Here is a 23,821-nt window from a genome sequence, read left to right as displayed (position 1 = left end):
TTCATTTTAATTTTTCCTCTAACTCTAGAATAAGTGGCAGATGATCAGAAAAACCAAGCGTATTAAAACTGCTTGGGGAGGAAGGTCGTCCAAACCTAATCGGAGCACGGTGGATTCCAGTGGTCATGTTAGGAAGTGAAAAAACATGATGCCTTGCATGACTCATGTCAAAGTTTTCATGAGTATTCAAAAAACCTTTGCTTACCATCATTTGATCAATCAACAAACGTTCATTTCCAAAGACATAGGAGCTGTCCTCGTTAATATTGAGTTGTTGGGTGAGATTGTAGAGATAGGGGATTCGGCCATTCCTCACCTTGGTCTGAGAAGCAGAGCTCATGCAGTAATCCGTCAGGGAGCGATTGAATGGTTCATCATTGAAGTCTCCCATGACTAAAATCGGGATATTTTCTCCTCTGATTTCTATGATTCGGCTGATCCAATAGCTGAGGGTTTCTCCACACATCATACGGTAGGGTTCTGTTTGATATTGTCCGCCGGAGCGCGCTGGCCAATGATTACCAATCACGATGATGTCATTGCCCCTTTTTGTTTGTAAATTGATTTGCAAAATGTCCCTCGTGGCACTTCGCTTGAGGACTTCATAGGTAAAGATTTTCCGCTCAATCGAAAACTTTTGACTATCCACTAAGAAGGCGATATCAATCCCTCTTCCATCATTACCTGAGTGATGTCTTACTAGATACCGTCTATTGAGTTTTCTTCGTAGTTCGGCAGCTAAAATATTCATCACCTCTTTGTTTTCTACTTCGCACACCCCCAGAAGATCAGGTCCTTTTCCTTCATTCATTTGAGCGATAACTTTTGAAAGGTTTTCAATTTTCTGTGTGAGTACTTCCGAAGACCAACCTCTGAGTTCTGAGGCTAATCTTGACTGTAACCAAGCTGGACGTCTAGGAGAATCCTCTACATCAAAAAGGTTTTCTAGGTTCCACCAAGTGAAATATAGCTTTTCCATAAAAATTATTTTTATGAAGAAAAATACTACTAAAAATATTGATAGTCAATAGGATAAAAATAAATTGTGTTCGTGTGAAGGTTGAAAAATGGTTTATTTGAACTGATTTGTCTGCCTAGTCCTTTCAACTTTTATTCCTATCTCGGAGGTTTTATTCTCGAAGGAAATTTTTAAAAACTTCCCCCCAATGATTATTAGATGGGGTTGAGTTTGGTTCTCCTCCCTCATCTAGCAAAGCATTCTTGTACTGACTATTTTGAACCCAAAGCCAAGCCAAAACAGAGATTTCGTGTGAATCTGCCGCTTGTAGGAAATGATTGACTTCCATTACAGCGCCTACATTTTGGACTCCAACTTCTCCAAAGATAAAGGGTATTCCTTTGTTTTTGATACCTAATAAGCGCTCTTTAATTTGATTTTCGCTCGTGTTTACAAGCCATTTTTCATAGGCGTGTAAATCGAATACTATATTAAATCTATTGTCTGTAAGTTGTTTACCATGAGATAGAATAGCATTTTCGGATTGCCCCATTTCATTTCCAGGAACAATGATCAAATTATGAAAACCATTGACCCACCTGAGGTTGTCCACCATTTCACTCATATCCCTTAGCCAAATTTCATGAGTATATCCATTTTCATTGTTCCAATGATAAGGTTCATTCCAAACCTGAATCCAAACATCGGGCTGATCTTTGAAGTGCTCGGCAATCTCTCTCATTTTCGTCTTATAGGCTGTGTAAAAATTCTGTTCTGAAGGATTGAGACCCGCAAACAAAATTTGTTCACCAGTTGGATTTACCCAACCAAAAGGGCATAGAATTGTAATGATATTTTGAGACCTGTTTTGTTCAACGATTCGCTGCAGGGGGTGATACCATTTATTGTCACTGCCACGTATTGGATAACCATCGACGGGCTGTTCACCTAAATTCCCTATAAATTCCCTTACAATCTTGATATTCCAATCTTTCATCAACTCGGGATTGCCAAGACCAAAAGTTTGCATAGCATTGACTCCATAAAAAAATGCAGGCTTTCCGTTTTCGGTGAGTTGGTTGCCATTAACCTCAAAAGGTCCTTTGATCTGAGCAGGGATTGGAGGGAGTGCTTTGTTGGGAGTCGAATCGTGAACCTCGCAAGATGAATTGGTTATAAGTATAATCGTTAGTGCTATAATAAACACTTTATTCAATTTCAAAAACCAGAGTCTTTTGAGTGTCTTTAGCATTGTTAAATTTACCTTGCAAGCGGCAACCTAGAGATTTGAATTCAGATCTCTAAGTTTTTCAAAAATAATTCAGTAGCCACGCTAGGAATCGAACCTAGATCTAACGTTTAGGAAACGCTTGTTCTATCCGTTGAACTACGCAGCCATTAGTAGACTTTTAGAAACGAGATGTGAGAAACAAGATATGAGCGTTTAAAGTAAGAGACAAGATTTAAGAAGCAAGAATTAAGACTCCATACGTGTCTTAAACCTTTATTCCTAATAATTCATATCTCATTCCTAATTCTCTCCATGTTCACTTTTCACTATTCACTGATCTCGTTCAATCAGGTCAAATTTAAGCTAATTACAATTAAATACACAAATATATTTGAGGTGATTTGCTGATTTTCAAGATAAAGGCGTATCTTTACAGTCCAAAAATTACGATGGACGGGATCCATCAAATCACTAAATATCAAATTTATATGGCAGTTAAAATCAGATTAGCGCGTAGAGGTCGTAAGAAATTGGCTATCTATGACGTAGTAGTAGCTGATGCTAGAGCTCCACGTGATGGACGCTTTATCGAGAAATTGGGTACCTACAACCCAAACACTAACCCTGCATCTATCACCATCAACAATGAGCGAGCTCTTACTTGGTTGATGAATGGTGCACAGCCAACAGATACTGTAAGGGCGATGCTATCTTACAGAGGTGTATTGTTGAAAAAACACCTTCAAATCGGTGTAATGAAAGGTGCTATCACGCAAGAACAAGCGGATGCTAAATTTGAAGCGTGGAAGTCGGGTAAAGATGCTGCAATCGGCGGTAAAGTAGAATCCTTATCGAAAGCGAAGGCTGATGCTCGCCAAAAGGCATTGGATGCTGAAGCAGCTAAAAACCAAGCACGTTTGGATGCTATCAAAGCAAGAGAAGACGAAGCAAATGCAGCTGCTGCGGCGGCGAATGCTCCTGAAGTTGCTGCTGAAGAAGCTCCAGAGGCTGCGGCTGAAGGTGGAGAGGAAACTCAAGCTTAATATCTCATATCCCCATGAACAAAGACAATTGTTTTCAATTGGGCCATATAGCCAAAGTTCATGGACTACATGGTGAAGTAGGCATCGTTCTCGATGTAGATTTCCCGGAAGAATACGAAGACCTCAAGCATGTGTTCGTAGAACAAAAATCCCGCTTGGTTCCTTTTTTTCTCGAGCACTTTGTGTGGCAATTCAGCAACAAAGCGCTAGCGAAATTTGAGGATTACGATACGATAGAAGCAGTTACCCCTCTTGTAGGCTCGGGATTGTTTCTACCACTCGCCCAACTGGAGGAGTTACCGGAAGATCAATATTACTTTCATGAGTTGATAGGATTCGAAGTACTGGATGAAGTACTGGGAAGTATCGGGGAAGTAAAAGTCATTTATGACCTACAAACCCAAGATCTAATGGGCGTTGACCACAAAGGCAAAGAAGTTCTCATCCCAATTCAGGATGGAATTGTATCCAAGGTTGACAAGGCGGCTAAAAAAGTTTACTGCCAATTGCCCACAGGTTTACTTGACATCTATTTGGAAGATTAACCCATGCGTATAGATATCATTACCGTGGTACCGGGTTTGTTGGAAGGTCCTTTCGCTCATTCTATCCTCAAGAGGGCAGAAGAAAAAGGAATCGCCATGGTTCGGGTACACAATCTCCGGGAATATGCCGTAGGCAAGCAAAAGCAAGTCGATGATTATGCTTTTGGAGGCGGGGCAGGAATGGTGTTGATGGTGGAACCCATCGTCAAATGCATCACTGCATTGCAAGCGGAGAGAAGGTATGATGAGATTATCTACATGAGTCCCGATGGAAAGACTTTTGACCAAAACATGGCCAATGAACTTTCATTGAAAGGAAATATCATGATTCTATGCGGTCATTATAAAGGTGTGGACGAGCGGGTCCGTGAAAAATGGATTACCCGTGAAATCAGCATTGGCGATTACGTTTTATCAGGAGGAGAATTGGCAGCTGCCGTCGTGACAGATGCGATTATCCGATTGATACCTGGCGTGCTCAATGATGAAACCTCAGCATTGACAGATTCCTTCCAAGATGGACTGCTAGCACCACCGGTCTACACTAGGCCAGCGGAGTATGATGGAATGAAAGTTCCGGAGGTATTGCTATCAGGTCATGAAGCCAACATCGAATCCTGGAGATTTGAAGCATCGGTTCGCCGTACACAAGAAAGAAGACCTGACCTTTTGGAAGGGAAAGATTTCTGAAGGCGATTGTAAGCAAGCACATATTATAGAATTCATTCAAGACTGCGCGGGAGCGCATTGCTACAAGCAAATAAAACATTTAAGCTATGAGCGAACTAATGAAAATCGTAGAAGCGGAATACAGCGAAGTAAGAGCTAAATTCCCTTCTTTCAAAGCTGGTGATACCATCAACGTTCACGTAAGAATCGTGGAAGGTAACAAAGAAAGAATCCAGCAATTCCAAGGAACTGTAATCCAAAGAAAAAACCCTAACTCCAATGGTGAGACTTTCACTGTAAGAAAAGTTTCTAATGGTGTGGGTGTAGAGAGAATTTTCCCAATCTTGTCCCCATCTATCGAGAAAATCGAATTGATGAGAGAAGGTAAAGTGAGAAGAGCTCGTCTATTCTACTTGAGAGGCCGTCAAGGAAAGTCTGCCAAAATCAAAGAAAAAATCAGACCAAGAAAGTAAGTTTAATCAAGGCAAATCTTGGCAAGAAAAGGGGACTCCTATTGGGTCCCCTTTTTATTTTTACTTATTTCTCACTGAAATGGAGCTTTTTTACTGAGTTTAAAAGACACCCTTCAGGTGCAGTTCTCATTTTCTAACGAAGCGTCCCTGCATTTTCCCAGCAAAAGGGTTGAAATGGTGAAATATTTGACATAAGAAAGGATCTCATCTTTGAACACGAAACTTGTGGGCTACAAATAGATTTCTTTACGCTTAGTAAGTACCCTTGCGAAAGCAAATAGAAAATTTATTATTCCCTCGTACATAATCCTGTAGCCAAAAGCTAATTCCTTGATGGGATATGACTTGAGATTTATGAGCTAAAATTTTGCAATGATTTACATGTACAAATAGAATATAAATAACAGATAATCGGAATTTTTTCGATCTTCTATTCCAAAAATGACACCAAGCGATTTTCAGGAATGAACCACAGAGCACACAGCTTTCTCTCAAAATTTACTATCTTTGCAGCCTGATTTTCAGTAACCAAACCAACCATTTGCCCTCTGAATGGGTTAGATGACAGAATAAAAAACCAATATGAATAGAGAAGTACGCGTTCGCTTTGCTCCTTCACCCACAGGAGCTTTACATATCGGAGGAGTGAGAACAGCTCTTTACAATTACTTGTTTGCTAGAAAAAATAATGGCAAATTTTTATTGAGAATTGAAGATACAGACCAAACCCGTTTTGTGCCGGGTGCGGAAGAATATATCAAGGATGCCTTGGATTGGTTGGGAATTACCCCGGATGAAAGTCCTTGGAATCCAGCTGATTGTGCTCCTTATAGGCAGTCTGAGCGTAAGCCTATGTATATGCAATATGCCTTGGATCTAGTAGAAAAAGGTCATGCTTATTATGCATTTGATACTTCCGAGGAATTGGATGCGATGAGGGAGCGTCTGACTGCGGCCAGAGTAGTATCTCCACAGTACAATTCCATCACTCGCACACAGATGAAAAACTCTCTAACCTTGCCAGAAGATGAGGTAAAAGCACGCTTAGCATCTGGTGAGCCGTATGTGATTCGAATCAAAATCCCTAGGAAGGAAGAAGTAAGATTGAATGATATGATCCGTGGATGGGTTATGGTCCATAGTTCTACCTTAGACGATAAGGTATTGATGAAGTCGGATGGAATGCCAACCTATCACTTGGCCAATATCGTGGATGATCATTTGATGGGAATTACTCATGTAATCCGTGGAGAAGAGTGGTTACCATCTGCTCCCTTGCACGTATTATTGTACAAATATTTTGGATGGGAAGATACCATGCCTCAATTTGCGCATTTGCCCTTATTGCTAAAGCCTGATGGAAATGGTAAATTATCCAAGCGAGATGCCGATAAACATGGATTCCCAGTGTTTCCGATGAATTGGCAAGATCCAAATTCGGGAGAAAAAGCCATGGGCTTCCGTGAACAAGGATATCTCAAAGAAGCATTGATTAATTTCTTAGCGTTCTTAGGTTGGAATCCAGGTGATCACCGTGAAATGTTCACCCTAGATGAATTGGTAGAGGCTTTCAGCATCGAGCGCATCGGGAAGTCTGGGACTAAGTTTGATATCAACAAAGCGAAATGGTACAATGAACAGTATCTACGCGGAAAGTCAGACGATGAATTAGCGAAATATTTGCAACTAGAAGTAGCCAAAGAAGGGTTGGAAGTATCTTCCGAAAAAGCTGCTCAAATTGCGGCAATCATGAAGGAACGCGCGACTTTTCCAGCGGATCTTTGGAATGAAGGTAAATTCATGCTCATTGCCCCTGAGACATTTGACCAAGATGTAGCCGTGAAAAAGTGGAATCAAGATGCAGTTACAGTCTTAAATTCCTATATTCAAGAACTGGAAGCAGATGCAGCTGATTTTACTCCGGAGCTTGCAAAATCGCTTCTAGAAAAAGCTGCTGAAAGCAATGGTATCAAATTGGGGAAAATCATGCAAGCAGTGCGTCTGGCAGTAACAGGCGTTGGCGCAGGTCCTGATTTGATGGCAGTATTTGTGATCATTGGTAAAGAAGAGCTGGTCAGACGCATCCAATTTGCCATAGCTTCGTTATAAACGTCTAATGTGACAGGATTATGGCCAAAAAACCAAAAAAAGAAGAGAGTCCTAAAGTTCATAAAGATCTGGAAGGCTTCAAGATGAGCATCAATTCATTTGGGGAAATCTCCAGTTCTTTCTCCATAGAAAAACTCAACGAGTTTTTGAATAAAAATGTGGAGGATAAAAAACTGAAAGATCGCGAGGATATCGATGAAATCAAGGACAGTAAAACGTCCAGTGAAGAATAAATGACTGAAATAGCACAAAAGTTTAATTTTGTGCTATTTCTTTTTTGCCTCATTTTATAGTTTTATTTTTAAGGGTTACAAACTTCATTGCCATGAAACATGCATTCGCAGCATTATTTTTATTCCTAATTACTTTCTATGGATTTGCACAGACTGGTTCTGTCTCGGGTACGGTAATCGATGCACTAACCAAGGAACCCTTGCCATTTTGTAATGTGTTTGTGAATAATACCACCATAGCGACTACCACTGATATCGATGGTAACTATACACTGAGCGGGATTGCTCCTGGCGATGTAGAGATCGGGTTTTCATTTATTGGATATGCTGCCCAGCAAAAATCGATCTCTATTAAAGTCAATAGTACTCAAAATTTATCCATAAATCTGGTTCCTACCGAACAAGAATTAAGCGATGTGGAAATTAAAGCTTCACGAGATAAAGTTTGGGAACGAGAATTGAAAAAGTTCAGCATCTACTTTTTAGGAGCAGATGAGCTTGCTGCAAGCTGCGAGATTTTAAATCCTTGGGTTATAGATTTTCCGGAAGACAATGCAAATAGTAATTTCCGTGCATTTGCCTATCAACCCATTCAAATTAAAAATAATGCCTTGGGATATTTAGTAACGTTTGACCTGAAAGAATTTCAGTTTAATAATCAATCCTATGTCATTATGGGAGCTAGTCGTTTTGAGGAACTGGAAGCGCCTGACATCAAAACGAGGAATATGTGGAAGGCTAATCGGTTGGAATCTTATCTTCGCTCTCCTGCCAATATGTTTCGGTCGATCATTATCGGAAGACATAACCAAGAAGGTTTTTTCCTATATGGAGACAAACCTGGAGGCTCTGAATCTAGAAATTTAAGGTCAGATGTTTTTGCCGAGGAATTGGGGAAATCTGTAATCAAATACGAACCTGATAACTTGGTAACTGCTGGCAAAAACCCAGGCGAGTATCGAATTTTTTTAAAGGGAAGAATAGAAATCCATTACGAAAAAGGGTTTAGCAAAGTCAATTCATACAAAGATGCACCTTATCCCATCTCATGGGTTGAGGTCAAAGGAAATTATTTGACGGTGACTTCTAACGGCATGGTATTGAATCAAAAAGATATGATTTTCTCGGGTGATATGGATAAAAGCAAAGTAGGAAATCTCTTGCCAATGGATTACACACCGCCCCTTTCAGTCCAAATGCAAGCCCAAATTATTCGGGATGCGAATAGTCTACAAGAAAGAATTCACCTCCATACTGACAGATCGTATTATTATAAAGGAGATCAAGTTTTTTTAAAAGGATACATCAATTATGCGAATCCTGCAAATAGGAGGACGTTGAGTCAAGTGCTTCATTTGGAAGTGTTATCAGAGGATAGAGATGTGATTTTAGAGAAAAAGTTAAAAATTGAAAATGGTGTAGCAGTTGGTGATTTTTTTCTCCCTGAAAGCCTTTCAGGTAATCAATATTACGTCAGGGCATTTACTCAATGGAACCGTAATTATGGACCTGACACTTACTTTATTCAGGCCTTACCTGTATTGGATCGTTCAGAAAAGGTTATCGCTCCAGCGACGGGGACTACTCTTCCGCCTTCAAGCATAGTGACTATACAAACAGATAGATCAACAGTAGGCAAACGATCCTTGGTAGTGGTAGATATTGAAACCAAAGATGCCAATGGGAAACCATTAGCCTCTAATCTCTCGGTAACAGTTACTGACAATCAGTTCGCCTTACCTCAAGCTGTACCATCTCGTATTGTGGAAAACTTGCAAATCAAGGAAGTTCCTAGCCACATTACTACTGAAAAATTTTCACACGCAGTTGAAAATACATTGAGTATTGGTGGACGTTTTCTCAATGAAAAAGGAAAACCAACCAATACCCCTTTTACAATTTATATCAACAATTTTGAAGGAGAATTGGATTGGGAGACGGATAAAGAAGGTTCCTTCCTTTTGGATGAAATGGACTTTTATGGTCCAATAGATTTTTCTTTTTTGGCGGTGGATAAAAAAGGAAAAGGATATGGGACGTTTGAGTTAAGTCCTAAACTCAAACCTCCTTTTTTTATCCCCGAACATGCAACAATGCCTACAATGGCACAAACAACTTCAAGTGTCTTTAGGCGTGAAGTATTGGAAGTGGAATTAGAAGAAGTGAAGGTAGAAGCCCAAGGGAAAAAAACCGAAAAAGCATTGTATGGAAATGCGGATTATGTCATTCAAGGTGAGTCTTTGATGCGTGGAGGAAACGCAGTTGATTTATTATTGGGTATCAAGGCATTTATCCCCGGTATGCAGGTCAATTCACTTGGGCAGGTTACACTCCGGGGAGGGGCAACTTCTGTGTCCAATTCCCTCGAACCATTGGTTATGGTGGATGGAAATGTCCTACCCTCAAGTTCGGCAGCTAACGTAATCCGCTCTATCAACCCCAACGATGTAGAGCGTGTAGAAGTGGTCACTCGCATACTATCCATTATGGGGGATATGGGAAGAAATGGTATTATTGCAATCTATCTGAAAAGAGGAGATGTCAGAGCTGCTGATGTGTTGGCTGGGAACCCGGGTATGAGCTCTTTTGTAATCGAAGGATTTCACCCACCGGCTAATTTTTTCTTTGTAGACTATGACACAATGGAGGATATCCCTGAGCTAGATGAGCGGGTGACGCTATACTGGAATCCTTACCTATTCACAGATTCCATGACAGGTAAAGTTCAAGTAGCCTTTTATACCAATGACGTTGAATCAGCAAAGACCATTATAGTGGAGGGCTTAAGTATTGATGGACAGGCAATTGTTGGTTCTTTTACTATTCCTTTTGCTAAATAGCGGCATATTTCGATTGATTTATCAGGAGTGTGAAAGATTTAGAATAATTTTGGGTATGAAAAAATCATTAGTGCTTTTTGGAATCCTTTTCGTCATAAGCTTGGAAGTTTCTGCTCAGTTAAGTGTAGGAGTGAGGGGGGGATTTTCAACCTCTTCGATCACCTACAGACCTGAACCAGGAAGACCAGCAATCAACACGGCTAATTTCAATGCTCCCCTTTTTGGTTTTGTAGCAGAGTATTTTGGAAATAAAAATGCAGGGATAGCACTGGAGTTGCATCAGGTTAGCTTGGGTTATACGCAACGGGATTCTATTTCAGGAGGTGTTAATCAAACGGAACTCCGTTACTTGAAAATGCCTTTGTTATCTAATTTTTATTTTGGAAACTCAGGTCGCTTTCACATCAAGCTGGGTCCACATGTAGGGGTGTTAATGAATGCTAAAGATATCAGTCGAGAAGTAGTGGATAATCCCATCTTTCTCCCAACGTATGGGCAAGTAGATGATAATCCTGATCGATTTATGTACGGGTTGACGCTTGGTGCGGGACTTTCTAAGCTTTTTGGAAAATCCACGTTGGCTGGAGACGTACGCTTCAGTTATGAATTTGGAAGACCCGAATCACAAAATAGAATTTTCGATATGAACTCCACCACCATTGAGGTGTCACTGAGTTATATGTTCCAATTGGTACCGCCTAAGTGGAAAAAAGAGTAGTCTAGGAACTATTTCCTGCCTTTTGAGGTATAATTAGAGAATTAAATCTAATCAAACATGTTGCAAGCACAAAAACGTCCCGTACATATTTATATGGAAGCCAACCCTAATCCAAACTCCATGAAGTTTGTGGTTAATTTTATGTTGGCAGATGATGGTGTCAGTTTCGATTATCCAACCCAAGAGAGTACAGATTCTTCTCCGTTAGCGTATGAATTATTCAATTATGCTGCCGTGGAGCGGGTATTTGTTGCGTCTAACTTCGTGACAGTAACGAAAAAGGAAGATATAGACTGGTTTGAAATTCAGGATTTTATCCGAGACCATATCAAAAAATATTTGGAGGCAGGTAAGGCAGCCGTGACAGTGGTGTATGATAAAGATCCATTGTTTGACGAAAATGATTCTGAAATCGTAAAAAAAATCAAGGGAATTTTGGACGAATACATACGTCCTGCCGTTGAACAAGATGGAGGTGCGATTGTATTCCACAGTTTTCAGGATGGTATCGTAAAAGTATTGTTGCAGGGAAGCTGTTCGGGCTGTCCTTCCAGTACGGTGACGCTAAAAGCAGGAATTCAAAATCTACTAACCCGTATGATTCCGGAAGTAAAAGAGGTACAAGCAGAAGGTGTTTAAAGGAAATTGGACGTGGACAATATTAGGCCTGACTAGCTTGCTGGTCAGGCACTTTGCAATTAAGTACCCTGAGAAAACCGAATTGGTTTACTCTCGAACTGTTTTTCCGGGCATTCGCAATATTGTAGATGCTACGATATCCAAGTTACCATTTGCCACAGTGTATCTCTTTGTGGCCTCCATTTTTATTTTTATTGGTATCTTCATGTATTACTTTTTCCAAAAGCTAGGCTGGAAAAATAAATTAGGATACAGTATTCGCTCGCTATTCAATAGTTTGGGCGCCATTGTCTTTTTTTTCTTGGTTCTTTGGGGCTATAATTACCAACGTATCCCAATTTTCCAACAAGTCGAAATCCAACCCATTCCTCTCAATTCAGAGCAATTGGAAGAAGAAATGAATCTTACGTTGCGGATAGTCAATCAGCTTCGCAATACCATTCACCAAGATACTACTGCGATTGAAGAAATCCTTCCATACGATAGTTTGGAGCGCTTAGTTCGTTCTAATATGCGGGAAAACCTGTATTTATTGGGGTTAAATTTTACTGGTGATCCTAGGACCAAGCAATTTTATCCCGCTGGTTTTATGCGTAGAATGGGCATTTTGGGTATCTATTTCCCTTTCACCGGAGAGAGCTATATAGACCCCACTTTACATCCTTTAGAAAAACCCTTTACGATTGCCCATGAAATGGCCCATAGCTATGGAGTTACAGATGAGGGAGAGGCGAATTTTATAGCTTGGGTCATTTGCTCCAATTCAGAGGATCCTTTACTCCAATACTCGGGGCAGCTCCGTCTTTTACGGTATCAGATGAATGATCTGTACCGGATGTCCCGGGATCTTTACAGGGAGTTTTACCAAGGCTTGCCCACAGGAATTCGGAATGATCTCTTATCTATTCAAAAAATACAGGAGCAGATCAAGCCCTTTAATTTAGAGATCAGTCGTAAGTCCAATGATCTTTTCCTGAAAACTCAAGGAGTCAAGGCGGGTGTGAATAGCTATCAACAATTACCGATGTTGGCCTTTGCTTGGAGAAATACCTTAAGAGACTGATAAAAAGGTCCATGAATGTGTATTGGGTTTCACGCAGACCTTCCTGGCGGAAGACAGGGGCGCAAAGGCGCAAAAATGGTGGATTAAGCCCAAATCTAAAACCTTCCTGACGGAAGGCAGGTCTACCCTCTTAAATCTTATATAAAAAAGTCCACAGATGGCACAGATATTCACAGAGAAATGCCAAGTGAGATTTGAGCAATAGCTGACATGCTTTGTTAGGCCTGATTTTTTTATTTCCTCGCAGTGCTCGGAGGGTTGCATAGATTTAAATCTAGATTTTACCTGCTGATGCCGATAGATGTCGGGACTACAAACAATTATGACGCCTAAATAACTCCCAACTGCGTTTTATTTTCTAATCAGGGATAAACAGCTAAAATTGACATATAGATAGGTGAAATGTGTTAATATTTATTTCTTCGACGCATCAGATGGGTTGGAAATAAAAATTTTTTCAAACTAAATATTTCTTTCTTTCTTTCTTTCTTTCTTTAATGAACTTTATTAGTGTTTACACTTTGAAAGTTAATTCAATCAATTCCTACTTAAACAAAAACTTCAATGAGAAAATTACTAATTGGCATAGCAATAATTGCAGGTGGCGCTTTCTCTATAATGAGTTCCGCTTTTGGACAAGAATCAGTTGACCCAGGAGAAGGAACAAAGGAACCTTGTTGGACTTGTATTAAAACAAAAAATGGGAGTCAAGTCAGGTACTGTGGGACTTGTTCATGGGTAAATAATGCTACAGATTGTGTATTTACAATCGAAAGCGAATGTTAAATCATTATAATAAATAGTCAAGGGTATTGGTGACAATCCCTTGTTTTTAAGTATTAAGAAAAATGAAAAAAACAGAAATTATAATAATATTTTCGTTGATCCTGAACACTTCATGTAGCTTTTTTAAATCATCAGATGAAACACTGCACATGGCTTTTGATGATGTGGGATATATTTTAGAGTTCCCATTGGAGGTCAATCTAAATAAAAAAGGGTTTCCCGAAGTAAACAGTGTTGGAATGAGAGAAATAAAAATCCTTGAAAATTATTTGATTATTGAAAAATCTAGTTCGGGGGCGCTTTGGGAAATTTATGACTTACCAGATTACAAATTCCTGGGGAGTTTTTTCAAAATAGGTGATGGTCCCTTAGAATTTATGCAAGGTTCTGATTTAAATAAGGTTGCTTTTGAAAAAGAGAATGGTAGTTTATTAGCTTACATGTATGATTTTCAAAAGGGTCGGGTAATGAAATTTAATGTTTCTGAGTCACTCGAATTAGATCAAGAAGTACTAACTGAGTATGTTGGAGACATTATTCCATTTTCTTTTGCATTTGCAAAATTGGATAGTAACACCTTTTTTGTCAAAGAAGTCTTTAATCGAGATACTCAACAAGTACGTTATACAATCACTAATGGTAAAAAAAAGCCTTTAGATGTTGCTGCCAAACTGAATGACGTAACTATCCAAGAAGGGGAGGATTTTAATATTTTGTCCACTTTAACGGGGTATAATAGAATTAAGGATAGAGTGATTGAAGCTCCTATTGGATTAAATAATATTAATATCTATGCTATTGATGGGACTTTTAAAAAGTCTATTTGCTTGGAAGAAAAATTATCTGATATAAAACAAATTCAATCTACATTTAGATGGAATAGAATATACACTATCGCAAATTTGAGTTTATTTGATGATTTTTTTGGAATTGTTTTCATTAATGAAAATGAAGGTGTGTATCAAATGTCTAGAAAAAAATTACCTAGTATTTTACTTTTTGATTATGAAGGCAAACCGTTAGCTAAAATTGGCACAGGTGAACATTTTACCTCATTTGACATAGATTTTAAAAATCAAACAATGTATACATTTGACGTTCATTCGGATGAATTTATCAAGTATGATTTACAAAATATTTTACCTAAGCTATAGCTCATGCGTATTTTTGAGTTTGTGGTTGAGTAGGTTTCATGCAAATGTTTCACGCAGACCTGCCTTGCGGAAGAAAGGGGCGCAAAAAAGATAGGCTTGTTTTTGTAAATTTCCTCGCATGACTCGTGGGATGACATTCCTCCTTTTCTTCCCACCCCCCAAGCTGGCCCTTCGCTAAAAAGCTATCAATATAGCTTTTCTTTACGCTCGGTCCTCCTTCACCCTTCATCCTTTCCAATAATTCATCATTCGGAGTTGGACGTTCATCATTCGAAATTTTTTTCTCGCTACGGACGCAACGGTTGAGCGCTACGCCCGCTAAGTGGGTCTTGCATCTCATTCTAAATTCCTCATTCCAAATTCCTAATTATCTTCATCCTTTCCAATAATTCATCATTCGACATTTTTTTCTCGCCACGTCCGCCACGGTTGAGCGCTACGCCTGCCAAGTGATTTTTCATCGGTTAAAACCTTTAATCTATCCGTACTTCATACATTTAATTCATATGTACACCATTTTTTGATCTTAAATCTTCAGGTTTAAATGTATTAAATTGAATTATAAACAGATTAAATACGTAAATAAGATGTTTATGATATTTTTACATGGATTTTGTGGTAAAAAAATTTTTCAACTAAAAACTTGCTTCTTTATTTCTTTCTTTCTTAGTAACAGCTTTTACAAAGGCAATAAAAATTATGTTTTACTTAACTTTCTAACACATGATCAAATTCCTGATCCATGGCCAAATCCTTAAAGGCCTTTCCCACGTTGATTACATGTAAAGCGCTTACTTGATCAACGTAGAAAACAGGCAAAGTAATAACTTTCATAAGAGGTTGATGATAGGAAAATCAACCTCTTATTTTAAAAAAAATCAAAGAGTCTCACATGCAAAAGTTTTTAAAGCTAATCTCTCTCGTATTATTGTTGAACTGTGTTTGCTGTAGTCAAAGGCAAGAATATAAAAATGACTCTGAATACAGCGTTACGTTAGAGGAAATAGATAGTCTAGTCATTCCCTTGGACAGTGTGAGTCCACCAAAGCCTCCTTTTGTTCAGGTATTGGAGGAAGAAAATTTGCTTACCTTTTTCAATGCGTTCAACAGATCTATTTATTGGTTTGATCTGAATGAAAATAAATATCTCGAAAGAACTGTGATTTATGCCGAGGGAGAGCATCAGGTTGGCAGACCTGTCGGATACCATATTATCAATAGGGATTCCATAACCGTTTTTGATATGATCAAAAATGATCTGGTATTTGTAAATGACAAGGGTATTAAATTAAGAACGATTTCACTGGTCAATAATTTACCGATCAATGATAGCAATTGGCTTTTATCATATCCCCAATTTTTTCCAAGAACAATCACACCATTTATCAGGATTGATGACAAATTGATTTTTTCTGGGAGTTTTATGTGGGCAATTCCTGATAATATCTTGGACACTTTTAAGTTTACGGCGTCATTTGATTTATCAACCCATGAACTTACCTATCGCCATACTTATCCAAAAAACATCTATGGGAGTAAGTTTAACTGGGATGATCCGTATTACACAACTGTCTATTATGATTGGAATCCCGATCAGAAAGTGATGGTCTACAGTTTCCCTATTTCCAATAGTTTATTTACTGCATCACTCGAAAAGGAGGGTTTAAGTGAAGTTGTTGATTCCGAATTTGGGACCAAAGTAGTCAAACCCATTTCTATGAAAAATCCTACAAGGGAAATTATGCTCAGTCATCTGATAGAGTCAGATATCTATGCAGGAATCAAATACGATAAACACCGAAAGGTATATTACAGAGTTTTAATGAATGCGGAAATGAGTACTACCGGAGTCAAGGATTTATCCCTCAAACCGGTCAGTATTATCATCTACGATTCCGAATTTAAAGTATTGGGTAAAAAAGAGCTCGGGTTATCGAAAAACTGGAATATCGATAACATCATCGTGACAAAAGATGGGTTACTGATAGAGTACACAGACATGCTGAGTAGCAATGAGGATTACATGGTTTTTAAATTATTTAAACTTACTTCGGATGAAAACTAGACCTGGGATTGTTGTGATTGGGTTATCCTTTATTTGTTTTTTGCTGGTCTCTTGCGGAAGTAAGGATCAATCCGAAAGTTACCTACAAAAAAAGTTAGTAAATGTCTCGGACATAAACACCTACAAATACGCTGTTATCCTTCCAAGTTTAGGCTGCCAAGGATGCATCTCTACCGTAGAAGAATTCATCAAGAATAATATCAATCGCACGGAAGTGTTATTTATTTTAACACGGATTGAATCCTTAAAGATGCTCCAGAATAAAATTGGCATAGATGTAAACAAACATTCCAATGTATTGATTGATTTGGAAAATAAGTTTCTCATTACCTCAGATAACAGTATTTATCCCATAGTTTTAGAACTTGAGGAATCAACTATCAAATCGTTATATTATATTTCTCCTAAAGCCGATAAGTCCCTAATAGACATCATTACCACCCATGATTAAACAATTGTTGCTATGCTGTATTTTTTTCACGAGCCTGTCCTACCTAGCACAGGGGCAGACGGCTTATGAACAAAAGCTTGTGGTGGAGTTTGAGCAAAGGGCAAGGGAGCATGCAAGACCGATAGAGTACCTGCAGACGGACAAGGATATTTACGAGACAGGGGAACAGCTTTGGTTCAGGTTTACTCAGCTTGATGGACAGTTGTTAACTCCGCATCCCAAGGACAGTATCCTGTATCTGAGACTGGTGAAACAGACGGACAGGGATGTTTTTTGGGAGGAAAAGTACCCGCTTATAGGAGGTTTTTCAGATGGGATGGTCCTTGTCAAGGATGATCTCGCTCCAGGGATATACCAGTTGGAAGCCTATTCTCCCTCAGGAGTGTACCATGGGATGGAGCGCTACCATGCATTCAAGGAACTCGAAATCCGCAAATACATCAGTCCTGAGATTATCATCAGACATAACCATGAGGATGATGGGGACAGTCTAAGTCTGATACTCTCCGATAAACAAGCCAACAGACTCTCGGATGCTGAAGTGAAGGCTAGCTGGCTGGACGTGCAAAAGAAACCTGTGCATCAGGCATCTTTCCGCTCAGATGCAGAAGGGAAACTTTCCATCCCAATCCAAAGAAACGATGCGCAATTACTGGACCTGGAGATAGTTTCAGGCAATAAACAGGTATTCCAAAGGCTACCTCTGAAGAACCAAAATGAATCAAACCGACTGACCTGGCATGCGGAGAGTGGTAAACTAGTCCATCATCAGGAAACCTCTGTGATGCTTTCATCCACGGGCAGTGCTTCCAAAGACCAATCAAGACAGGGAGTACTTTTGAAAGACGGAGAAATACTCACATTCATTAACCTGGGTGCAGATGGATTGGGTAAACTGAGAATCAGACCTGAAAAAGGTGCTGTATATGAAATTCGTTGGAACGATGCACCCTCAGATACAGTAACTGTCTTTGATCAGATCGAAGAAGAGGGAGTGACGATCAATCTAAGGCCTATGGTTGATACGCTGATGGTGGGCATTCAGACTTCTTGGCCCCGTCAGAAACACCTTGTGAGGATACAGATGAGAGGGATTGTGTACGTGTTTCAGGAATTGATGCTGGAAAGCAATTCCCAGATAAAGATACCAATCGCCCATATTCCATCAGGCATAGCAGAAGTGGCAGTATTCAACGAAGCTTCCGAACCCTTGGGCCAACGACTGACATGGATAGAGAACAATGGTAAACTGCATGTGGAAGCCAGCCTCCACCGATCTGCATACGGTAGCAGGGAGAAAGTCGGTGTTACCTTCACAGTAAAGGATTCCCAGGGACAGGCGCTAGGGGGTGTACTCTTGGGAGGGGCTGTATCGGATAAGCTTTTCCATAACCAAGGATACAAAAGAAACCTATACACGGTTGCCCATATACTCACCCAAGTGGGGCCACAGCCCAATCTTGAGTCGTTGATGACAGCACCTGAGACAAATGACAACAGAAAGCTTCAGACCATATTGGAAGCCTGTGCGGTAGAACAGTATATCTGGCTGGAAGAGCAGATGAAAGACAATCAGCCCAAGCCCCCCCTTCTTCCCAACAAGCTAAGGGGACAGATAATCTATAAAAGCTCCAAAAAGCAGGACAATCCAAATTATGCACTGTTGTTCCGAGGAGACGATGAGGCCTCTACAGAGTTTATTCCCTTGAATGGAGCGGGTAATTTTGAAATTGATACAGAAACCTTGGACTTTGGGCGAGATGAATATCTGTATGTAAGAGCGCTGCCGAAAGAGAATACGGAGATCGAACTTTCCATATCGGATCCGCTTGCACCACTGGAACAGATGATGGATAGAGCAGAAATGATGTACTCAAGCATGGACTATGGAAAGCAGGAAGAGGAGAAGTTGGACTATCCAGCCTTTGACAGGAATATGATTCTATTGGGAGAATTTGTGGTCCGAGGAAAGCGCTTGGTCCAAGAGCGGGAAAAGTTTATAGGTGATCTGGCTGAAAGGGCTAAGTTGGATTTTAATAATGATTATTTGTGTAGGCCTGTTTTAATGCTTTCGGAAATATTAAATTGTGGCGATCCAAGATGTAAGGAGGAAAATAATAAGCCAATTGAGGGGAAAGAATATACCGAAATAATTAATATGGAAAAGGCTAAGCATCCCAGTCATCACTTTGTTTTAACAGCTGGTAATTGGAGAAGAATAAAGTACAGATATCCGGTCTACACGGATGAAGAGTTAATGAAGATGTATAATATGACCCGAACCAAGGGATTTTTTATGGGTTCAGGGTTTGTGCATAAAAAGTATCTGGATATAGCTTCCAAAAATGACCCGGAGTCGGATTACAGGAATACACTGACATGGATGCCGTATATCTTGACCGATGAAGAGGGGAAGGCTGAGATGGAATTTTATACCTCCGATATCCGCTCCATATTCACCGGCAACTTCGAAGCCCTCAGCCCGGATGGAAAGATGGGACAGGTGATTTTTGAGTTTGTGGTAGAGTAGGTTTCCCGAAAAAAGTCCACGAATAGCACTAATTACACGAAGGCGTCATTCTACACGGATAAATCTAAAATCTAACCTCTAAAATCTAAAATAAAGAAGTCCACGAATGGTACTAATTACACGAAGGCGTCATTCTACACGGATAAATCTAAAATCTAACCTCTAAAATCTAAAATAAAGAAGTCCACGAATGGCACTAATTACACGAAGGTGTCATTCTACACGGATAAATCTAAAATCTAACCTCTAAAATCTGAAATAAAAAAGTCCACAGATGGCACAGATTTTCACAGATTAAAGTGTTGCGAGAAATTTTGGGGGATAGGTTAGATAAAATGGTAGGCTTGACTTTTAATTTCCTCGCATGGCTCGGGGGATGGGGATTCGGAGTTGGAAGTTCATCATTCGACATTTTTTTCTCGCCACGGACGCAAAGGTTGAGCGCTATGCCCGCAAAGTAGGTTTTGCATCTCATTCTAAATTCCTCATTCCAAATTCCTAATTATTTTCCTCCTTCATCCTTCACCCTTCCTCCTTTACCGTAATTCATCATTCGTAGTTAGACATTCATCATTCGACATTTTTTTTCACGCCACGGGCGCAAAGGTTGAGCGCTACGCCCGCAAAGTAGGTCTTGCATCTGATTCTAAATCCATCATTCCAAATTCCTAATTATTTTCCTCCTTTACCTTCATTCATCAGTCGGCATCTTTTCTCGCTACGGACGCAAAGGGTTAAACGCTACGCCCGCAACGTGAGCTTTGCATTTTCTTCTACCCTAATTCCCCTATATTTTTTAAGAATAATTCAAGTATTTAAACACCTCTTATATGTCGCCGTAGGCTTATATCAATTTATTTCGCACCAGCATATTTCTTTCTCTCCCAATCACAATCTCTCAATTAGAGTTCTCTGTAACATTATCCCTCTCCCCAAATTTCTCGGAAATTTACCGTACCTTTGCAAACTGAAAAAAAACTGAATCAGGAATTTAGATGAGTTTGACCACCGAAATACAGAAGCGCAGAACCTTTGCTATCATTGCCCACCCGGATGCGGGAAAAACTACCTTGACTGAAAAACTCCTGCTTTTTGGTGGAGCTATTCAGACGGCGGGTGCCGTAAAATCCAACAAGATCGACGTAGCTACCAAATCTGACTGGATGGAAATCGAGAAGCAGCGGGGGATTTCTGTGGCTACCTCTGTCATGGGTTTCGAATATAAAGGAGTAAAAATCAATTTGCTGGATACTCCTGGTCACCAGGATTTTGCGGAAGATACCTACCGTACATTGACAGCGGTGGATTCGGTAATCATGGTAATCGATTGTGTGAAAGGGGTGGAGATTCAGACAGAGAAATTGATGGAAGTGTGCCGGATGCGAAATACACCTGTGATTTGTTTTATCAACAAACTTGATAGAGAGGGAAGAGATCCATATGAATTATTGGATGAAGTGGAGACCAAGTTGAATATTCAAGTTCGCCCCCTTTCTTGGCCAATAGGTATGGGGAAAAGCTTCAAAGGTGTCTATAATTTATATGATAAAAAATTAAACCTGTTTACTCCAAGTCAGCGAAAGCTTTCCGATGATCGAGCAGTGATCGAAAACTTAGACGACGCTCAATTGGATACGCTTATTGGTCAAAACCCAGCCAATCAATTAAGAGAGGATGTGGAATTGATTGAGGGTGTGTATCCTGATTTTGATGTAAACGAATACCTGGAAGGTAGAGTAGCACCTGTATTTTTTGGTTCTGCGGTGAATAATTTCGGAGTCAATGAAATGTTGGATACATTCATCAACATAGCACCAGCACCTAAAAGCAGGAATGCGGAAGAGCGGGAAGTTCTACCTGAGGAATCAAAGTTTTCTGGGTTTGTATTTAAAATCCATGCGAACATGGATCCAAACCATAGAAACAGAATTGCCTTTTTGAGAATTTGTTCAGGTAAATTTGAGCGAAACAAGCCTTACAATCATGTAAGAGGGCCTAAGCCCCTACGTTTTTCTAATGTAACGCAATTTATGGCGCAGGATAGGGAAATCGTAGATGAAGCCTTTCCAGGAGATATCATCGGTTTGTACGATACGGGTAATTTGAAAATAGGGGATTCGTTGACGGAAGGAGAAAGCCTTACGTTCAAAGGAATACCAAGTTTTTCTCCGGAGATTTTCAAAGAAGTCATCAATAAAGATGCGATGAAAACCAAGCAATTGGAAAAAGGCCTGAAGCAGTTGATGGAAGAGGGAGTTGCCCAGTATTTTACCTATGAAATGGGTAACCGTAAAGTGGTAGGTACTGTAGGTCAACTACAGTTTGAAGTTATTCAGTTTCGATTGAAGCAGGAGTACAATGCATCCGTAGAGTTTTCTCCTATGAATTTGTACAAGGCATGTTGGATCAGCAGTAAGGATAAAAAGCAGTTGGATGAGTTTGTTCGTTCCAAAAGTAGGCATATTGCGAAAGATAAAGATGATAAATTAGTCTTTATGGCAGAGTCCAAAGCTTGGTTGCAGATGGTGCAAGACAATTACCCTGAAATCGATTTTCACTTTACCTCGGAATATTAAGTCCATGAAAAAGAAAGCATTCTCCGTAGTATATGAAGACAATCACCTGTTGGTGGTCAATAAGGCTGCGGGCATCCTTGTCCAAGGAGATAAAACAAAAGACAAAACCCTTACAGATTATTGCAAGGAATATATTGCCGCCAAGTATAAGAAGCCAGGAGCGGTGTTTTTGCATCCCGTGCATCGATTGGATAGACCGGTGAGTGGCTTGGTGGTGTTTGCCCGAACTTCCAAAGGCTTGGAGCGCATGATGGAACTATTTCGCAAGCGAGAAATTCATAAAGTCTATTGGGCTGTAGTCAAAAACAAGCCAAAGGAGGAATCTGGTAAGTTGACTCATTATCTGGTAAAAGATGAGCAGAAGAACTTTGTGAAAGCTTATGCCAAAGAGGTTCCCGGTTCACAAAAAGCCGAGTTGAATTACAAAACCGTTGGCAAGCTGAATGATCATTGGCTCTTAGAGGTGCGCCCGGTATCGGGTAGGCCACATCAGATTCGCGTTCAATTGGCTTCCATGGATTGTCCGATCAGAGGGGATATCAAATATGGTTTCCATAAGCCAAATGCGGATGCCAATATCAACTTGCATGCCTTCCATTTGGTCTTTGTCCATCCGATCAAAAAAGAAAAGGTCTATCTACGTGCCGCTTTACCGGAAGAAGCTTTCTGGGAGCAATACTTGGAATTTGAACCCGTCAAAGCAAAAGATCAGCATGTAGCGAATACGTTTAGTGGATGATGCGAGTGAGGAACTGAAAGGATGAAGGATGAAGGAGGAGGGATGAAGAATTTAGAATGAGGAATGAATAATGAGGAATGGAAGGGGTATGGAATACGGCTTAGTGTGGTAGTAGTGATTGGTTGATGAGTTGGAGGTCCTCGGTCCACTGTCGACTGTCCACGGCACGATTGTGATTGAAATACGATTATTCTTTTTTATTTCCTGAATCACTACTTGGTACATGTGAGTGATTGGTTGATTAAGTGATTAGTAATTAGGTTTCCACAGTCGACGGTCAATGGTTCTTTCAGTAATTAATAGTGACACTAATTTCCTTTCGGGAAGAAAAATGCAAGTCCCAAACACTCCCCGAGTCTAAGCTCTCGTATCTCGAATCTCGCTTCTAAAAAAAATACTTATGAAAAAACAATTCGGATTTTACACAGCAATAGTTTTCTTAGCAGTACTCCTTCTATGGTCTTGTGGGGCGAAGCAGGAACCGAAGACCATCTATGTGGTGAGGCATGCAGAAAAATTATTGACTGGGGATGATCCATATTTGAGTGTGGCGGGGACTGTGCGATCCAAGAAGTTGGCAGAGATTCTTTCCGATAAACAAATTGAACATGTGTTCAGCACCGATTTTATACGTACAAGAGCTACTGCTCAGCCGTTGATTGAAAAAATCCCCGGCTTGACCTTGGAGATTTATGAAGTCCGTAAGCATGATGATCTTGTGAAGGAATTAAGGAAGCGTAAAGGAAATATGTTGGTGGTCGGCCATAGCAATACCATTCACCATGTTGTCAATTACTTTGTTCAAGAAGGAGAGCAATACCCTGAATTGGAAGATTTAGAATATGGGTATATTTTTGAAATTACCCTTGAAAAGGATGGTTCCAGTTCGGTAGCTAGAAGAGAATATAGGGAGTTTAATTAGTGAATAGTTAAGAGTGAATATTTAGCAGTGAACAGTGAGCAGTGTACATTGAACAGTGGAGTTGTCAATTGCTAAAA

At 39.9% G+C, this 23,821-nt stretch carries 20 protein-coding genes and 1 tRNA gene; 17 read left to right on the top strand and 4 right to left on the bottom strand.

Annotation, left to right across the window (positions count from 1 at the left end; genetic code table 11):
- Position 1: 1 nt before the first annotated feature.
- The 3 genes from IPZ59_RS01910 to IPZ59_RS01900 form a co-directional block, all read right to left on the bottom strand.
- The gene (locus IPZ59_RS01910; protein ID WP_236138194.1) at positions 2-979 is read right to left on the bottom strand and encodes an endonuclease/exonuclease/phosphatase family protein; all 978 of its coding nucleotides are present in this window, start codon (positions 977-979) and stop codon (positions 2-4) included.
- A 151-nt stretch (positions 980-1,130) separates the two neighbouring features.
- Complete coding sequence (locus IPZ59_RS01905; protein ID WP_236138193.1) at positions 1,131-2,180, bottom strand: cellulase family glycosylhydrolase; 1,050 nt, start codon at positions 2,178-2,180, stop codon at positions 1,131-1,133.
- Positions 2,181-2,283: 103 nt separating this feature from the next.
- Positions 2,284-2,355, bottom strand: a tRNA-Arg gene (locus IPZ59_RS01900).
- 322 nt (positions 2,356-2,677) lie between these two features.
- On the opposite strand from IPZ59_RS01900, the gene IPZ59_RS01895 reads away from it, so the two are divergent.
- The 11 genes from IPZ59_RS01895 to IPZ59_RS01845 all read left to right on the top strand — a co-directional run bounded on the left by IPZ59_RS01895 (position 2,678) and on the right by IPZ59_RS01845 (position 14,461).
- Entirely contained in the window at positions 2,678-3,232 is a 555-nt protein-coding gene (locus IPZ59_RS01895; RefSeq protein ID WP_236138192.1) for a 30S ribosomal protein S16, read from the top strand.
- Positions 3,233-3,246: 14 nt separating this feature from the next.
- Positions 3,247-3,777 (top strand): ribosome maturation factor RimM, encoded by a 531-nt coding sequence (rimM, locus tag IPZ59_RS01890; protein WP_236138191.1) that lies wholly within the window; start codon positions 3,247-3,249, stop codon positions 3,775-3,777.
- A 3-nt stretch (positions 3,778-3,780) separates the two neighbouring features.
- Positions 3,781-4,467, top strand: coding sequence for a tRNA (guanosine(37)-N1)-methyltransferase TrmD (gene trmD / locus IPZ59_RS01885; protein WP_236138190.1), 687 nt, complete (start codon positions 3,781-3,783; stop codon positions 4,465-4,467).
- 86 nt (positions 4,468-4,553) lie between these two features.
- Positions 4,554-4,919 carry a 50S ribosomal protein L19 gene (gene rplS / locus IPZ59_RS01880; protein WP_236138189.1) on the top strand — a complete coding sequence of 122 codons (366 nt, stop codon included), beginning with the start codon at positions 4,554-4,556 and terminating at the stop codon, positions 4,917-4,919.
- 582 nt (positions 4,920-5,501) lie between these two features.
- Positions 5,502-7,028, top strand: a complete 1,527-nt coding sequence (gene gltX, locus IPZ59_RS01875; RefSeq protein ID WP_236138188.1) for a glutamate--tRNA ligase — start codon at positions 5,502-5,504, stop codon at positions 7,026-7,028.
- A 20-nt stretch (positions 7,029-7,048) separates the two neighbouring features.
- Positions 7,049-7,261, top strand: coding sequence for a hypothetical protein (locus IPZ59_RS01870; protein WP_236138187.1), 213 nt, complete (start codon positions 7,049-7,051; stop codon positions 7,259-7,261).
- A gap of 92 nt (positions 7,262-7,353) precedes the next feature.
- Positions 7,354-10,101 (top strand): TonB-dependent receptor, encoded by a 2,748-nt coding sequence (locus IPZ59_RS01865; RefSeq protein WP_236138186.1) that lies wholly within the window; start codon positions 7,354-7,356, stop codon positions 10,099-10,101.
- A 55-nt stretch (positions 10,102-10,156) separates the two neighbouring features.
- A complete protein-coding gene (locus tag IPZ59_RS01860) occupies positions 10,157-10,819 on the top strand; it encodes a porin family protein (RefSeq protein ID WP_236138185.1) in 663 nt (220 codons plus the stop codon).
- Positions 10,820-10,876: 57 nt separating this feature from the next.
- On the top strand, positions 10,877-11,458 hold the full coding sequence (locus IPZ59_RS01855) for a NifU family protein (protein WP_236138184.1): 582 nt from the start codon (positions 10,877-10,879) through the stop codon (positions 11,456-11,458).
- Positions 11,451-12,521 carry a DUF3810 domain-containing protein gene (locus IPZ59_RS01850; RefSeq protein ID WP_236138183.1) on the top strand — a complete coding sequence of 357 codons (1,071 nt, stop codon included), beginning with the start codon at positions 11,451-11,453 and terminating at the stop codon, positions 12,519-12,521. The genes IPZ59_RS01855 and IPZ59_RS01850 overlap by 8 nt, the downstream gene beginning before the upstream one ends.
- A gap of 848 nt (positions 12,522-13,369) precedes the next feature.
- Complete coding sequence (locus IPZ59_RS01845; RefSeq protein ID WP_236138182.1) at positions 13,370-14,461, top strand: hypothetical protein; 1,092 nt, start codon at positions 13,370-13,372, stop codon at positions 14,459-14,461.
- A gap of 708 nt (positions 14,462-15,169) precedes the next feature.
- Here the strand turns inward: IPZ59_RS01845 and IPZ59_RS20235 are convergent.
- Positions 15,170-15,295 (bottom strand): hypothetical protein, encoded by a 126-nt coding sequence (locus IPZ59_RS20235; RefSeq protein ID WP_262912244.1) that lies wholly within the window; start codon positions 15,293-15,295, stop codon positions 15,170-15,172.
- 58 nt (positions 15,296-15,353) lie between these two features.
- On the opposite strand from IPZ59_RS20235, the gene IPZ59_RS01840 reads away from it, so the two are divergent.
- From IPZ59_RS01840 to IPZ59_RS01815, 6 genes are all read left to right on the top strand, one after another.
- Positions 15,354-16,526 (top strand): DUF4221 family protein, encoded by a 1,173-nt coding sequence (locus IPZ59_RS01840; RefSeq protein ID WP_236138181.1) that lies wholly within the window; start codon positions 15,354-15,356, stop codon positions 16,524-16,526.
- On the top strand, positions 16,516-16,977 hold the full coding sequence (locus tag IPZ59_RS01835) for a hypothetical protein (RefSeq protein WP_236138180.1): 462 nt from the start codon (positions 16,516-16,518) through the stop codon (positions 16,975-16,977). The genes IPZ59_RS01840 and IPZ59_RS01835 overlap by 11 nt, the downstream gene beginning before the upstream one ends.
- The gene (locus IPZ59_RS01830; protein ID WP_236138179.1) at positions 16,970-19,507 is read left to right on the top strand and encodes a hypothetical protein; all 2,538 of its coding nucleotides are present in this window, start codon (positions 16,970-16,972) and stop codon (positions 19,505-19,507) included. The genes IPZ59_RS01835 and IPZ59_RS01830 overlap by 8 nt, the downstream gene beginning before the upstream one ends.
- Before the next feature lie 995 nt (positions 19,508-20,502).
- Entirely contained in the window at positions 20,503-22,083 is a 1,581-nt protein-coding gene (locus IPZ59_RS01825; RefSeq protein ID WP_236138178.1) for a peptide chain release factor 3, read from the top strand.
- A gap of 4 nt (positions 22,084-22,087) precedes the next feature.
- Positions 22,088-22,822 carry an RluA family pseudouridine synthase gene (locus tag IPZ59_RS01820; RefSeq protein WP_236138177.1) on the top strand — a complete coding sequence of 245 codons (735 nt, stop codon included), beginning with the start codon at positions 22,088-22,090 and terminating at the stop codon, positions 22,820-22,822.
- 400 nt (positions 22,823-23,222) lie between these two features.
- A complete protein-coding gene (locus IPZ59_RS01815) occupies positions 23,223-23,744 on the top strand; it encodes a phosphoglycerate mutase family protein (protein WP_236138176.1) in 522 nt (173 codons plus the stop codon).
- Positions 23,745-23,821: the final 77 nt, after the last annotated feature.

Origin of the sequence: Mongoliitalea daihaiensis (assembly GCF_021596945.1) — a bacterium.
Taxonomy (GTDB): Bacteria; Bacteroidota; Bacteroidia; order Cytophagales; family Cyclobacteriaceae; genus Mongoliitalea; species Mongoliitalea daihaiensis.
This window is presented reverse-complemented; position numbering and strand designations above follow the sequence as displayed.

Coding starts and splice junctions, on each gene's coding strand:
- IPZ59_RS01830 (WP_236138179.1), top strand. CDS start 16,970: ATGATTAAACAATTGTTGCTATGCTGTATTTTTTTCACGAGCCTGTCC.
- IPZ59_RS01865 (WP_236138186.1), top strand. CDS start 7,354: ATGAAACATGCATTCGCAGCATTATTTTTATTCCTAATTACTTTCTAT.
- IPZ59_RS20235 (WP_262912244.1), bottom strand. CDS start 15,295: ATGAAAGTTATTACTTTGCCTGTTTTCTACGTTGATCAAGTAAGCGCT.
- IPZ59_RS01855 (WP_236138184.1), top strand. CDS start 10,877: ATGTTGCAAGCACAAAAACGTCCCGTACATATTTATATGGAAGCCAAC.
- rplS (WP_236138189.1), top strand. CDS start 4,554: ATGAGCGAACTAATGAAAATCGTAGAAGCGGAATACAGCGAAGTAAGA.
- IPZ59_RS01815 (WP_236138176.1), top strand. CDS start 23,223: ATGAAAAAACAATTCGGATTTTACACAGCAATAGTTTTCTTAGCAGTA.
- IPZ59_RS01840 (WP_236138181.1), top strand. CDS start 15,354: ATGCAAAAGTTTTTAAAGCTAATCTCTCTCGTATTATTGTTGAACTGT.
- IPZ59_RS01825 (WP_236138178.1), top strand. CDS start 20,503: ATGAGTTTGACCACCGAAATACAGAAGCGCAGAACCTTTGCTATCATT.
- IPZ59_RS01820 (WP_236138177.1), top strand. CDS start 22,088: ATGAAAAAGAAAGCATTCTCCGTAGTATATGAAGACAATCACCTGTTG.
- IPZ59_RS01835 (WP_236138180.1), top strand. CDS start 16,516: ATGAAAACTAGACCTGGGATTGTTGTGATTGGGTTATCCTTTATTTGT.
- IPZ59_RS01860 (WP_236138185.1), top strand. CDS start 10,157: ATGAAAAAATCATTAGTGCTTTTTGGAATCCTTTTCGTCATAAGCTTG.
- gltX (WP_236138188.1), top strand. CDS start 5,502: ATGAATAGAGAAGTACGCGTTCGCTTTGCTCCTTCACCCACAGGAGCT.
- IPZ59_RS01870 (WP_236138187.1), top strand. CDS start 7,049: ATGGCCAAAAAACCAAAAAAAGAAGAGAGTCCTAAAGTTCATAAAGAT.
- trmD (WP_236138190.1), top strand. CDS start 3,781: ATGCGTATAGATATCATTACCGTGGTACCGGGTTTGTTGGAAGGTCCT.
- IPZ59_RS01845 (WP_236138182.1), top strand. CDS start 13,370: ATGAAAAAAACAGAAATTATAATAATATTTTCGTTGATCCTGAACACT.
- rimM (WP_236138191.1), top strand. CDS start 3,247: ATGAACAAAGACAATTGTTTTCAATTGGGCCATATAGCCAAAGTTCAT.
- IPZ59_RS01895 (WP_236138192.1), top strand. CDS start 2,678: ATGGCAGTTAAAATCAGATTAGCGCGTAGAGGTCGTAAGAAATTGGCT.
- IPZ59_RS01910 (WP_236138194.1), bottom strand. CDS start 979: ATGGAAAAGCTATATTTCACTTGGTGGAACCTAGAAAACCTTTTTGAT.